15 protein-coding genes are annotated in these 13,278 nt (G+C 26.1%); 7 read left to right on the top strand and 8 right to left on the bottom strand.

The genetic code is table 4. From position 1 onward, the window contains the following. Positions 1-2: 2 nt before the first annotated feature. The 8 genes from AAHN02_RS03920 to AAHN02_RS03885 all read right to left on the bottom strand — a co-directional run bounded on the left by AAHN02_RS03920 (position 3) and on the right by AAHN02_RS03885 (position 8,251). On the bottom strand, positions 3-680 hold the full coding sequence (locus AAHN02_RS03920) for a class I SAM-dependent methyltransferase (protein ID WP_338967955.1): 678 nt from the start codon (positions 678-680) through the stop codon (positions 3-5). A 2-nt stretch (positions 681-682) separates the two neighbouring features. Beyond that, entirely contained in the window at positions 683-2,038 is a 1,356-nt protein-coding gene (locus AAHN02_RS03915) for a sigma-70 family RNA polymerase sigma factor (RefSeq protein ID WP_342277368.1), read from the bottom strand. Then, entirely contained in the window at positions 2,039-3,820 is a 1,782-nt protein-coding gene (dnaG, locus tag AAHN02_RS03910; protein ID WP_342277367.1) for a DNA primase, read from the bottom strand. 24 nt (positions 3,821-3,844) lie between these two features. Then, complete coding sequence (locus AAHN02_RS03905; RefSeq protein ID WP_425289509.1) at positions 3,845-5,218, bottom strand: glycine--tRNA ligase; 1,374 nt, start codon at positions 5,216-5,218, stop codon at positions 3,845-3,847. Positions 5,219-5,476: 258 nt separating this feature from the next. Continuing rightward, entirely contained in the window at positions 5,477-6,181 is a 705-nt protein-coding gene (locus AAHN02_RS03900) for a hypothetical protein (RefSeq protein WP_342190031.1), read from the bottom strand. Positions 6,182-6,204: 23 nt separating this feature from the next. After that, entirely contained in the window at positions 6,205-6,480 is a 276-nt protein-coding gene (locus tag AAHN02_RS03895; RefSeq protein WP_342277365.1) for a hypothetical protein, read from the bottom strand. Positions 6,481-6,864: 384 nt separating this feature from the next. Then, positions 6,865-7,305 (bottom strand): hypothetical protein, encoded by a 441-nt coding sequence (locus tag AAHN02_RS03890; protein WP_342277364.1) that lies wholly within the window; start codon positions 7,303-7,305, stop codon positions 6,865-6,867. Next, entirely contained in the window at positions 7,256-8,251 is a 996-nt protein-coding gene (locus AAHN02_RS03885; RefSeq protein WP_342277363.1) for an Mbov_0401 family ICE element transposase-like protein, read from the bottom strand. The genes AAHN02_RS03890 and AAHN02_RS03885 overlap by 50 nt, the downstream gene beginning before the upstream one ends. A gap of 160 nt (positions 8,252-8,411) precedes the next feature. On the opposite strand from AAHN02_RS03885, the gene AAHN02_RS03880 reads away from it, so the two are divergent. The 7 genes from AAHN02_RS03880 to AAHN02_RS03850 all read left to right on the top strand — a co-directional run bounded on the left by AAHN02_RS03880 (position 8,412) and on the right by AAHN02_RS03850 (position 13,255). Continuing rightward, on the top strand, positions 8,412-8,768 hold the full coding sequence (locus tag AAHN02_RS03880) for a hypothetical protein (RefSeq protein ID WP_342277362.1): 357 nt from the start codon (positions 8,412-8,414) through the stop codon (positions 8,766-8,768). A 76-nt stretch (positions 8,769-8,844) separates the two neighbouring features. Then, on the top strand, positions 8,845-9,006 hold the full coding sequence (locus AAHN02_RS03875; protein WP_342277361.1) for a helix-turn-helix domain-containing protein: 162 nt from the start codon (positions 8,845-8,847) through the stop codon (positions 9,004-9,006). Continuing rightward, positions 8,994-9,788, top strand: coding sequence for an IS30 family transposase (locus AAHN02_RS03870; protein WP_342278185.1), 795 nt, complete (start codon positions 8,994-8,996; stop codon positions 9,786-9,788). Before AAHN02_RS03875 ends, AAHN02_RS03870 begins: the two co-directional genes overlap by 13 nt. Next, the gene (locus tag AAHN02_RS03865) at positions 9,789-10,277 is read left to right on the top strand and encodes a hypothetical protein (protein ID WP_342277360.1); all 489 of its coding nucleotides are present in this window, start codon (positions 9,789-9,791) and stop codon (positions 10,275-10,277) included. It abuts the gene before it with no gap. Beyond that, positions 10,210-10,935: an ankyrin repeat domain-containing protein gene (locus tag AAHN02_RS03860; protein ID WP_342277359.1), complete on the top strand. Its 726-nt coding sequence runs from the start codon at positions 10,210-10,212 to the stop codon at positions 10,933-10,935. Before AAHN02_RS03865 ends, AAHN02_RS03860 begins: the two co-directional genes overlap by 68 nt. 140 nt (positions 10,936-11,075) lie before the next feature. Continuing rightward, a complete protein-coding gene (locus AAHN02_RS03855; protein ID WP_342277358.1) occupies positions 11,076-11,441 on the top strand; it encodes a hypothetical protein in 366 nt (121 codons plus the stop codon). 206 nt (positions 11,442-11,647) lie between these two features. Continuing rightward, complete coding sequence (locus AAHN02_RS03850; protein ID WP_342277357.1) at positions 11,648-13,255, top strand: formate--tetrahydrofolate ligase; 1,608 nt, start codon at positions 11,648-11,650, stop codon at positions 13,253-13,255. The last annotated feature ends 23 nt before the right edge of the window (positions 13,256-13,278 follow it).

Below are 13,278 nucleotides of genomic sequence, written 5' to 3'. Positions count from 1 at the left end.
CTTTATTTCTCCTTTTGCTTTTGCAATTTATTTCTAATTAACAAAACTTGTAAATTCATTATGGCATTAATTTGATTTGGGGTTAATTTATTGATAATATTTTCATAATGAAAAAGTTTGTCGGTTCACATTTTGTTAAATAATAACTCATATTTATTTTCTAAATTTAGTCCAAACATAATTTGTTCATCACTAACAATTAAACAACCGTGCGTTTTATTAATAACAATAATCTCATAAATAAAATTATTATCTTTAATTAATAATTCGTCTTCAATAAAATAATTGTGGTCTTGGACTCATTTACGAATTTTAGACATTTCATTATTTGTTTGAATTATATAACGATTAATTGATTGATAATCATTAGTTAAAATATTAATAATTGTCTTGGCACCTAATCCCGCAATAATAACACAATTAATGTTATCACTAGCATTAATTCATTTAATGCCATCTCCTAAAATTGGAAAAATATTATTTTGTAATTGATTTTGAATAATATTTTTCTGAGCTTGTACTAATGCTTTAGGATTAATATCACTAACAAAAATATTATTCATTCCTTTTTTCTTTACTAAATAAATAGCAACTAAACCGTGGTCACAAGCAATATCAGCAACAATATCATTAGGATTAACTAAATTAGCAATTGTTGCTAAACGATGAGATAGTTTCATTATTAACCTTTATAAAAATCTTTCAAAATTCTTGACTTTGAAGGACTTCTTAGTTTGCGACAAGCTTTAGCTTCAATTTGACGAATTCTTTCTCTGGTAACACCAAATTCACTACCAACTTCTTCTAATGTTTTTGGTGAATCATACTTAGTTAAATGTTTATCAATAACATAATCATTTAAATTAATTACCTTTTCAATTGGCGTATCAAACTTAAAATCTAAATTCATTATTTCACTAATTAATTCATCTTTTTCGCTTCCCTCTTCTGCTAAATCAACTAGCGATCGAAGTTTAGTTGGTAGTAAACCAAAACGCATCCGAATAACCTTTTCCTCGCGTTTATTTAAGATTTCTTCAAAAACCTTATCTAATTGTTCTCGTAATGATTCTCGTTCAGCATAATCATCTGGTGAAAAAATATCTTTGTCTTCAACAAAATCAGCAAAGTGTGTATCATCTTCTTCGCCAATTGGTTTTTCTAAAGAAACTGGTTCCATTGATAATCGTTTAATTTCACGAACTTTTTCAGCAGTCATTCCCAAACCAATTTTTTCTGCAACTTCAGTATGGGTTGGGTCCCGACCTAATTCTTGAGTTAATTGGCGTTCAATTCTTGTTAATTTATTAATAGTTTCCACCATATGAACCGGTATTCTAATCGTTCTTGCTTGATCAGCAATCGCTCTTGTAATTGCTTGACGAATTCATCAAGTTGCATAAGTAGAAAATTTAAATCCTCGGCGATAATCAAAACGATCAACTGCTTTCATTAAACCAATATTTCCTTCTTCAATTAAATCTGAAAAATCTAAACCACGATTAGTATGCCTTCTAGCTACTGAAACAACTAACTTTAAGTTAGAAATAATTAACTTATTTCGTCCATATTGTTTAATTTCAAGATCAGATGAATCCAACATTCTTGCATATTTTACTTCTTCTTCTTTTGTTAAAATTTTACTTGAACCTAAACGATTAAAGTAGGCTTTAATAATGTCATGAATTTTAGTTTCATTAGAAATACTTGGACCATTATTTTTAAAGTTAATAATAATATCATCATCTTCATCAAAAATAGCTCGCTCTTTAACAATATCATCATCTTCAAAATCAGAATGTTCTAAATCAATATCAACTTCAACTTCATCATCATCAACTAAATCGGTTCAAACAACACCATCATTTTGTAGTTCATTAATAAAAGATTCTAAGAGTCCATCTTCAATATCTAACATTTCAAATGCTTTTAAAACCTCTTCTTGACTAATATGATTATCATTTTTTTTAATCTTTTTTAATAAGTCATACTTAATCTCATCAAAAGTTTTTATTTTTTTAAATATTCTTTTTCGCATCTATTGACCACTCTTTTCTCTTTTAATATTTTTTGACAAACTAATAATTTTTTCCCCAATTGCTATTTTTTCATTAACATTATTAGTTGCTAATCATTTTTTTGCTCATTTATCTTTTTCTAATTTAATTAAATAATTATAAATAGTTTCTTGACAATCATTAATTAACTTAGGGCGATAAACAAATTCTTGTTTATTATAAAGACTATAAATCATTTCTAACGACTTTTTTACTTGTTCTTGTTGTAATGATTTTAGAAAATCTTCATAATTTACTTTTCCTGCTTGCGGATTTTTATCATATCAACTAATAATTTCTGATAATAAAACTTTTTTAATGGGATCAATTAAGGAAAAATTATTTAATTCGCTATTAGTTATTGTTTCTTTTGTATAAAGTAACGAAAATATAATAATATTTTCCGATTTCTCAATCGGATTTAAATATAAATTCTTATTAGCCCCAGCATTTTTAGGATTTATTTTATCAGTAGTTTCTATTGTTTGCTTAGCAAACAATGTTTGTTCAAGGATTTTTTTATTCAAATTAGTTATTGTTTCCAACTTATTTAAATAAAAATTTACTTCAACAGCACTATGTAATAACTGAAAAAATGGAGTAACTTTTTTTAAAAGTTCAGTCACATTATCAATTTTCTTTAAATCTAAATTATTTTGAAAATAATTTAAAACAAAGTCTACAGGATGAATACTATTTTTAATTAAAGCGCGAACTGCTACTGCACCTTCTTTTTTAATTAAATCATCGGGATCCAATGTTGTTGGATTGTTTACTACTTTAACATTAAATTTGTGATATCATAATTCACTAATCATTTTAAACGTAGCTATAATTCCAGCATCATCACCATCCAAAAATAAAATAATTTCATTAGTAACCTTTTTTAATATTGAACAATGTTGTGCACTTAAACTTGTTCCCATAATGGCAACGGCATTGTTAATGCCAATTTTGCTTAAAGCAATAATATCCATAAATCCTTCACAAATTAATAAATACTTATCTTGATGCAAATGATTTTTTGCAAAACTTAAGTTATACAATGATTGATTTTTTTTAAAAATATTAGTTTCTAAGGTATTCATATATTTTGGTTGTTGATTTTCCAAATATGAACGGCTCGAAAAACCAATGATATTATGTTCTATATCACGAATCGGAAACATAATCCGATTTCTAAAATAATCATTAAAATGATTATTTTGATAAACAACTAAACCAGAAATAACTAATTCACTAGGTTTATAACCTTTTTGTTGTAAATATGCTACTAGTCCATCTTCGCTAGGCGCCAATCCAATACTAAATTGTTCTCTTAACTTATTATCAATATTTCGCTGTTCTAAATATTTTTTTGCTTGAATACCAATTTTGCTATCTAAATGATACATAAAGTATTCACAAGCTAAAGCATTAATCGCAAATATTTTCAAAGTTTCACTATCATATTTATTTTTTGTTCATTGCTCTAATTCTTGTAAATCAATATTTACAAGTGCTGCTACTTCTTTTAAAGCTTCTAAAAAGGAAATTTTTTTATATTTTTGCAAAAAAGTAAATACATTCCCAGAAGCTTGACAAGAAAAACACCGATAAATTTGTTTTTCAGGAGAAACACTCATTGAAGGCGCATTGTCTTCGTGAAAAGGACAAACTGTTCAATAGTTACGACCTTTTTTTTGCAATTTTAAATATTGACCAATAATTTCAGTAATATTAGTTCTCGTTCTAATGAGAGAAATTTTTTCAGGATTAACCATACTAGCTTTATTTCTCCTTACACTTTAATTTTGTTCTTGCAAGTGTTTAAGGTATTTTCTTAATTTTCTAACTTTTACTCGTTTTTGCACCATCGTGTCGCGAAAACGCACCGTTACACTTCTTCTTCACCGTCTTAAGCTTTTAAAATCAATCGTAATACAATAAGGCGTTCCAATAGCATCTTGACGACGATATCTTTTCCCAATATTTTGCGTTTCATCATAAGTTGCTAAAAAATCGTTAGCTAACTCTTCATATAATTTATACGCTTCTTCATTTAATTGCTTACTTAAAGGTAAAATAGCAATATAATAAGGAGCCAAATTATGATTTAATCGCAATATCGTGCGTTTACTATTATCTGGCAAAATCTCAACATCATAAGCATCATTTAAAATGGCCAACATTAATCTGCCAACACCGACTGACGGTTCAATAACATTCGCAAATATCTTCGCATTTAATTCTGAATCTAAATAACTTAAATCTTCACCACTATGTTCACTATGCGTTTTTAAATCAAAAGAAGAACGATTACTAATACCCCATAACTCTTGCTTACCAAAAGGAAAATTATATTCAATATCCACAGTTCGCTTCGCATAATGAGCTAAAACACTATCTTCGTGTTCATTTAAACTAAAATTACCCTGTTTAATACCAACATCTAATAAAAATTGCTGACAATAACTTAATCAATAATCAAATCACTCCGTTTGATCATTAGGATTAAAAAAAAATTCCAATTCCATTTGCTCAAATTCTCTTGTCCGAAAAATAAAGTGTCCCGGAGTAATTTCATTACGAAAAGCTTTTCCAATTTGACCTACCCCAAAGGGCAATTTCTTTCTTAAACTTCGTTGAATATTTTTGAAATTTACAAAAATTCCTTGCGCTGTTTCTGGTCGTAAACAAACAACACCTTGATCATTTGCTAAAACCCCTTGTTGAGTTTTGAACATCAAATCAAATGAACGAACCGCTGTAAAATTATTATTCTTACAATTAGGGCACACAACTTGATGTTCTTTTAATAAGGCTTGCAATTCATCAGCACGCAATTTTTGAAAATCAACAGTCACATTGCTTAACAAATGATCCACCCGAAACCGCTTAATACAACTTTTACAATCCACAAATAAATCGTAAAAATTATCAAGATGCCCCGAAGCCTCCCAAACACTACTGTTCATAATAATGGCACTATCCAGTCCAACATTCAAAGGATGCTTCGTCACAAATCGTTCCCATCACAAATGTTGCAAACGATTTTTTAACTGTGCTCCCAACGGACCATAATCCCAACTATTACTTAACCCACCATAAATTTGCGAACCCTGAAAAACAAAGCCATACTCCTTCAAATGATTAACTAACAATTCCATTCTTTTATTAATATCCGCCATAGCAACCCCGCTCTAAAAAACAAAGACCCAAGACATTATTCATTCAAATACTACTTAAATAAAACCCGAGTTCTTTACAATAATTGTATTAAATTTTTATTTACTTTTTATATATGCAATAGCAATATCTAATGCACCAAACAAGTATAGAATATACCGTATATTTTGTCAACCTATTATAAGGGTGTGTTACTTGTAGATTACACAGTCTTATTACATAAATTCACTAATTTTAAATATTAGAAAATATTAAATAGTTATTTCATCAATATATTCCATTTGACTAACTAATAAAATTAAACCAAAGATCGTTCCTAATAACATTGGAAAACCTAACATAATAATACTAATGGTAATAATTAAAAGTTTAATAGAACTAATTATTTTATTAGTTAAAACAATTGTTGTTAAAATAACACTAATAATTCCTACAATACAGAAAAATATTATAAAAATTAATGCTTGAGTTTCAAAATGAGCAATACTTTTTGCTAATCATGCAAAGTAATTACTAATGCTAAAAATAATAATTGCTTGTGCAACTGGCAAAATAGCCATTACTAAAGCTCCTTTTGAACCTATGGAAAACATTTTTTTGCTATTACGATTAATAAAAGTATTATTTTGTGATGATAATACAATCAATATTCCTGTAAAAATAAAAAATATTGTAAACATACTTGTAGCACTAATTAATATTCCATGAATAATCCGAAAATATGAATATCTTAAGAAAAATCCAATAATGTTTACTAATAAGCCAATAATCATGGCACCAAAATTAATCATCAAAGAGACTCATATTCACTCAGTTGCTTTTCAATTTTCTTGAAAATAACCATATAAATAAGATAAATCAAATAAACAGAACGGTAAAAAAATAATAAGAAAGATTTGAATAGTTCCTGAAATAACTATCCCACTATAAAATAATTTATCTTTATCTAAAATCATATTTTATTTTCCCATCACATAGTCTATTTTCCAACAAAATAAAGCGGTATTAAAGCATAAAAATGAATAACCACGCCATTATTATTTGCTCAATAACTAAAATCTGCTCCCATTATAGAAATAATGCCAGAAACAATAGAAGTTACATTTCCCACAAAGTTTGGTAATTGATCACCAATTATACTACCAATATCTCCGCCATTATTTAAAACATGGGCAATATTTAAGCAATCACTAGCATCTAAATGTAATTTTCAATAACCAAATCAATATCAATAAAATTCTGATCAAACATACATAACGGTTTCATTCTTTTTTACATTTAAAATAATTTTATTATTTTCAATTGTTAAAACATTATTAATAAGTAAATATGAAATAATAGTTTTATAGTTTTTTTCATTAAAAACACTTATAGCATTAATCGGTAAACTATTATATCATTCATTAAGATTATTAGTTAATTTAATATCACCTTTAGGTCGCGTTTAGTTTTCTTAGGTATTGCTTTGAAGAAGTAAAACAATCAGCTAATTACATTATTTAATTACTAAACTAACCTCGCCTTTCTTGTTATTGTCATTTTATTCGTTATGATTTTATCATATTATTGAATTTTTACACAATAAAAATTATTAATATTATTAAATTTTCACTAATATATATTAATTTTATATTTTTACTTACTTAAATCTATTATATTTATTTGTTACAGCATTACCTTTATAATTAATTCAACTATCATCATTTTTATTATTATATTTATTTCATAATGAATTTTTATATATTTCTTTTCTGATTTCTATTTCTGAATTAATATTTTCATTAATGTAATGTAATACATTTAATTTGTTTAAATTTGCCATTCTTAAATGTAATAAGTTATTTAAATTCTTATGATTATATATTTTTGCTCCATATCCTAATTGTTGTTTTATTAAATGTGATACATCGCTCTCGATGCTACAACCGATATTTCATTCTAAATTTTGATGATGAATACCGTGCTTATTATTTTTAAAATAATTACTCGCCCTCCTTAAATTTGTTTTAATATCTTTATTTAATTCATTTTTAGCAACATTCCGAATACTTTTTACTAATTCTTGATGATTTTTTTCCATCATTATATAATTTAATTCAACTATTTAGTGTTACTTTACGATTTTCAAAAATAATATTAAATGCTGTTTGTTTTAATTTTTTAATAGCGTGATAACCGTCTAAAATATATCTAACATTACCAAAACTATTGGCAATTTCTCTAATTCAAGTAGCACCCTCGCCACAAACAATTATCTTGTCATAATTAATATTCACATAATGTTTTTGTAATTCTCTAATTAATAAATCACGATAATCCATTGTATTTATTCGTTTACCAACTTTTAACATTAGAAAATGACCTCGTTTGTTTTCTGATTCTCTACGAGCATTTTTATAATTTTTTTCTTTATGTCCGGTATGAAAAGTAACTAAACGAATTCTTTGGTCTTGTTTAACTTTATGGTCTAATGTCGCTAAAAATGTCTCATCTAGCTGAATATATAAATCCTTATTTTTGACATCAATGCTAGTTTTAGTTTCTTTTTCTGCTAGTTGAAAATATTCGGCAATATCGTATTTATTTAAAATATTTGAAATACTACCTTTTGAAATATAACAATGATTTAGAGCATCTAAAACATCACGATAGCGTTTGCCATCACCTAGAAGACTTAAAACTTTAAATTGGACATCAAAATAAATGCGTTGTTTGGGTAATAGACCAATTTCTTTATCTAATAAACATACATATTCAAATTTACCTAATTTTTGATTTCAATATTTATATCGGCGTCGTTTAAAAGTAACCTCACCAAAAATTGTAATAATTGTTCTTGATGAAAAATGAACTACTTTATAACCTTGTTTTAACCGATAATGATATTTATATAAGTATTCATCTAATTTTTCATATTCATTAGCTAGTTGTTCGCATTTGTTGGTGTACATATTTTTATGGGTTGCGAATAAACTGAATCAATGTTTATTTTCTAAGGTTTTTACATTATTATTAATTTTTAACATAATTACCTTTCTTGATAGTAATTTTAATAAAGTTTAGTTAGTTTATTTTCCTGCTTTAATGAAAAATGTTTTTTAGAAATAGTATTCAATATCCTGAAAAAATGATAGAAATTATTATTTAATGATATATAATGAAATTATAGTTATAATAAGTAAAAAAATGAAAGAAAAAAAATATATGAAGAAATTACTTAGTTTATTAAGTGTAATAACTATTAGTGGAAGTACAATGCCATTATTGCTTGCCATTAGCCCTACCAAAAAATCAATAGATAATTTTATATCAAAAAAAGATTTAGAAGAAGCCGGACCATCAAATAGAATTTGTTGTGATTCATCAGATGCCAATAATTCAGAAAATGACGAAAATAAAACAATAGATGATCTAAAGAATTTATCTGATTTAATAGTTTTTCTGGGTTTAGAAATTAAAAAATGTAAAATTAATTCATTAAGCTGAATTATACTTGTAAGTGCAAGTAAATGCTGAATTATACTTGTAAGTGCAAGTAAATAAAATTGCAAAAGATTTCATATAAAAATTTCATGATGCTAAGTTTATTTTAGAAAAAGTAAATTTAAGGAGTTTTTATATGGGATACAAACATCTTGGCATAGATGAAAGAATTTATATTGAGAATCAATTGAAATTTAAAGTAAAAATTAGTGAAATAGCTAAAAATCTTAATCGAAGTATTAGTACTATTAATCGAGAAGTTAATAGAAATAAAGATAATAATCATTATTTCTATTAATTGCACAAAATAAAGCAGAAAATAGAAAACAATTACATGTTTATTTTCATAAATTTAAAAATAGAGAATTAGTAAAATATGTACAACAAAAATTATTATTAGGTTGATCGCCTGAACAAATTTATGGCAGAATTAAAAATTTTCATCAAGAATGAATTATTAGTTTTAAAACAATTTACAATTGAATTTATTCTGGATTACTTGAAAAGGTTACTAGTAAAAATTTAAGAAGAAAAGGTAAGAAACGAAAATCTCAAGAAAATCGGGGTAAATTTAATGGTAAATCCATTAAAGAACGAAATGTTAATAATCGCATAACTCTTGGCCATTGAGAAGGTGATACTGTAGTATCATCACGAGGTAAAAGTAAATCATGTTTAATAACTTTAGTTGAAAGAACATCAAGATTTACTTTAGCAATATTAGTTGAAAATAGAACTACTAAAGTTATTAACAAAAATATTAGTCATTATTTATCAATTCTTCCAAATAATCTTGTTAAGACTATAACATTTGATAGGGGTAAAGAATTTGCTAATTGACAACAACTTGAAAAAAATTTAAATGTGAAAATTTATTTTGCTGATGCATATTCACCTTGACAAAGAGGTACTAATGAAAATACTAATGGTTTAATTAGAGAAAAATTTCCTAAAAAATTTAATTTTTCAAACACTACTAAAAATGCAGTTCATAAATTTATATTGTCTTTAAACCAAAGACCAAGAAAAATACTAAATTATCTTTCGCCAATCGAATATTTGGTTAGAAAAATAATTTAGTTGCACTTAACTTTACAATTTGGCAATAAATTATATTTCTATTATGAAAAAACAGTCGCTTTGTTAACACAATGGAATTCAGAATATAGTGCATCACCAATCTTTGCTGAAGAAATCCAATACATTAATAATGAAGTTCAAAAAATAACAATTAGCAAAGAACAACTAGATAGTATTATTAATATGATTAATTATCGGATTAAGACATTAAATACTAATTATACTCAACAAAAGGAAAAGGAAATTTTTAATTTTTTACAACAATTAATTACTATTCAAAATATTTCAGCTATTAAAACATATTTACAAAATACACCGATAAATTTAAATATTGATCAATCAATATTTATTATGGCAATGAGGGTTTATCGCGATGAAAAATCTGATGTAATTTTAGCAATTTTACAATTATTAATTGATTATGGTATTAATATTAAGGCTGTGTATAAAAGACCAATATACAGCCTTACATTTTGCTATTGAATTTAATAATGTTGCGATTATTCAATTATTAATTGAAAATGGTATTAATATTAACGCTCAAAATATTAATGGTGAAACAGGGATTCATTTAGCAGTTATGGAAAATAATATAGAAATAGTAGAATTACTAATAAATGCTGGTGCTGATATTGAAATTGAAACCAATGATGAAGAGACAGCATTATGTATTGCTATTGCTGATAAAAATAAGGAAATGGTATGATTATTATTTAAAAATAATGCTAATGTTAAGTTTGAAGCAAAAAGTGGTTGAAATTTTTTACATTTAGCAGTGCAAAATAATAATATTGATATCACAAAGTTATTAATTGAACAAGGTGTTAACATTAATCTGCAAAATAGAGCTGGTGAAACCCCACTTCATTTTGCAATTTGAAAAGGTTATATTGAGACAGTGATGTTATTAATAGAAAATGGTGTTGATATTGAGATTAAAGATAATCAAGGTTATTCTCCTTTATATTTGGCAGTATATATGAATAATATAGAAATTTTTCAATTATTAATAGATTTTGGTGCAAATATTAATAATGAACATTCTGAGCATCAAGCAATGTTAAAAATTGCTCAACAAAATCAAAATAAGAAGATGATTGCGCTGTTAAAAAGCAATGCTTCTCTTGCATGTTGCAATTTATTGTAATATTAAGCATTCTAATAATATTTTTAGGATTAAATAGAGAAATTTATTTTAAATCTCCGTTTTCTGTATTATTTTTTATGTAATTTATTGTTTACTATAAGTAAAAAGGATATAGGTAATAATTGGAAGGGTCATAGGAAATGATTATTAAGTCGATAAAGCCCATTACTGAACAACAAATAGATATAATAAATAAAGAGGTTGCAAGTATTCGTAGTATTAACAATCAAGAAACTTATACTGAAGAATTAATTAATTTAAATTCTGAATGTTTAATGTGTTTTTATATGCTGAATAAATTAGCAAGAAATTGTGTTCAAGCAACAAGATATTTAGATAGTTGAAGTTTCTCACATAGTAATAATAAAAAATCAGTGATATATCAACGCGATAAAGTGTTTAAAAATAAAAATGCTAGTTATAGGCGAAAAATATTAATTGGTTTAATTATTACTATTAAATGATTATTTTTTTTATCTATTACGCCAATATTTTTATTGCTTTAAACATACTATGATCCGTATCAAAATAATTTTTGTCGACAACATTTTGGATTTCGACCAATTAAAAAAGAACAAAAAAGACGAAAAACAATCTATTTTATTTTTTCTAGTATATGATTATTAATAGTTACGATATTATGCTTACATTTTATGAAAGTATGAATATTTAAATAGAATTTATTTGAATTCGAGAAAAGAGGAGATTAATAATGAAAAATATTAAATTGGTTGCTAATGATTTAGGAATTAAAGATGATGATTTAATTGTTTATGGTTCAGCAATGGCAAAAATTAAATTTCAAAATATTAATCAACCCCGTAAAGGAAAATTAATCCTATTTACTAGTACTAATCCAACACCATCTGGTGAAGGAAAAACAACAATGAGTATTGGTTTAGCACAAGGTCTTAAACAATTAAATCAGAGTGTTTGTCTAGCATTACGAGAACCTAGTTTAGGTCCAGTTTTTGGGATTAAAGGGGGTGCCATTGGCGGCGGATTAAGTATTATTCAACCTAAAGATAATATTAATTTACATTTTACGGGTGATTTTCATGCTATCACTACGGCTAATAATTTAGTTAGTGCCATTATTGATAATTATATTTTTCAAGGTAATAGTCTTGATATTGATATTAATAACATTATTTGAAAACGATGTTTAGACCTTAATGACCGTTCACTTCGTAATGTTGAAGTTACAATTTCAAAAACTATTAAAAGAAAAGAACAATTTCAAATTACTACTGCTAGTGATATTATGGCAATTATGGCCTTAGCAAAAGACTTTGAGGATTTAAAAGTTCGATTAAAAAGAACAGTAGTTGCTTATAGCAATACGGGGAAAGAAATTACGATTGCTGATTTACAAATTGTTGGTTCACTTTTAGCGATTTTAAAAGATGCTTTAAACCCTAATCTTGTTCAATCATTAGAAGGTGTTCCGGCATTAATTCATTGTGGTCCGTTTGCTAATATTGCTCACGGTTGTAACTCTGTTATTGCTACTGATTTAGCATTAAAATTAAGTGATTTTGTTATTACTGAAGCTGGGTTTGGTGCTGATTTAGGATTAGAAAAATTTATGAATATTAAAGCAAGAAAAACAGACATTATACCAGATATTGTTGTTATTGTATCAACAATTAAGGCTTTAAAACTTCATGGTATCACCGATAGTAATAACCCTAATGAATTAGAAAGATTGCAAACAGGAATTGCTAATTTATCTCGTCATATAAATATTGTTAAAACTTTTAACCGTAAGTTGGTTGTTTGTATTAATCGTTGACCAGATGATAGTGATGAAGAAATTGCAATGTTATTACAATGATGTGAAAGTCAAAATATACCAGTAGCAATATCAACTGCAGTTAAAGACGGTGGCGCTGGTTCAATAGCATTAGCAAAAGTAGTTCTTGAACAATTAAATAAGCCAGAACAACAATATCTTCCGATTTATGACAGTAATAATTCGCTACGAGAAAAAATTTTAACTGTTGTTCAAAAGATTTATCAAGGAAATAATGTTATTTATACATCACAAGCAGAAGAAAAATTACAACAATTAGAAAATAGTTCTTATGCTCAATTACCAATATGTTTTGCTAAAACCCCCGTATCTTTAACTGATAATCCTAAAATTTTAGGAGCTCCAAAAAATTTTGATATTACTGTTCGTAATTTAAAAGTAAATAGTGGTGCTGGTTTTATTATTATTAGTACGGGAGATATTATTACAATGCCAGGATTAAGTAAGAGTCCACAAGCATATAATATTGATGTTGTTAATAATGAAATCATTAATATGAATTAATATTAAATGAAAGGATACTAACT

Origin of the sequence: Spiroplasma endosymbiont of Nephrotoma flavescens (genome assembly GCF_964030835.1) — a bacterium.
Taxonomy (GTDB): domain Bacteria; phylum Bacillota_I; class Bacilli_A; order Mycoplasmatales; family Nriv7; genus Nriv7.
Note: the sequence above shows the minus strand (reverse complement) of the source record. Positions and strands in the feature narration are given on the sequence as shown.